This window comes from Pseudomonas sp. MWU16-30322, assembly GCF_020515535.1.
Lineage (GTDB): Bacteria > Pseudomonadota > Gammaproteobacteria > Pseudomonadales > Pseudomonadaceae > Aquipseudomonas > Aquipseudomonas fluorescens_H.
In genome coordinates, this window is sequence record NZ_JAIWYL010000030.1 from 1 (window position 1) to 797 (window position 797).

At 51.6% G+C, this 797-nt stretch carries 1 pseudogene; it reads right to left on the reverse strand.

The features are described 5' to 3' along the window. Nucleotides 1–558: pseudogene (locus tag LCH64_RS28195) on the reverse strand (hypothetical protein); the annotation flags it as partial. Nucleotides 559–797: the final 239 nt, after the last annotated feature.

Below are 797 nucleotides of genomic sequence, written 5' to 3' on the forward strand. Positions count from 1 at the left end.
GATGGTATCGCCCAGCAGAAACTCGATGCGGTCGAAAGGGCGGCGGTTGTTGTAAGTGAACGTGAACAACACGCCTTTCGCCGCCTGAGCCGCATCAACACCTTTCTCACGAATGTCAGAGGGGATGGTCAAAACCAGGCCAGTCGAAGCACGCAGGTGATACAGCACGCTCAATTCTCGCGATGGCTGCTTATTTCCACTGGCGCGGGTGAGTATGTAGTAAAACCGGTTGACCCCATGCGACAAGAAACTGGGTGGCACGTGCAAGGTCATGCGCTTGTTTTCTTCTTCCTCAGTAATGTTCTTGCCCGTGACAGCGTTTGGATTGTCGACAATGTAAATGTCCACTCGAATACTGGATTCAGCGCTTGAGCCAAGCAATTTCATTTCGGCCGGAGGATCAATAATGACTTCAAGCCCGCGCGAATCGGAGTTGGCCAGATTCCGAGATACACCGACATCGGCGAGGCCTACTGGCTTGACCTGTTCTACTGCGCCCGGAATGATTATTGGGAACAGATCAAATAATTTGTCTAGTGTCGATGAGTGAAAATCCATGACGTGCACCCTGAGTGTTAGGAGTCTGTCCAATCGGACGTGGCTCATCTCACATCAGGCAAGAGCTGTTGCCTACTGTCAGATCTGACAGGTGAGGACAGGTTCCAGACGAGTGGTCCCTGCGCTTCTGGCTGAAAACCAAAAACCTGACATCAAAGCAACAGACAAATCCCGGCGCTCCCGCGCGAATAAACGTAACCCATAGATGCACGTTTAAAGTACACGAACCGTTACGCCAT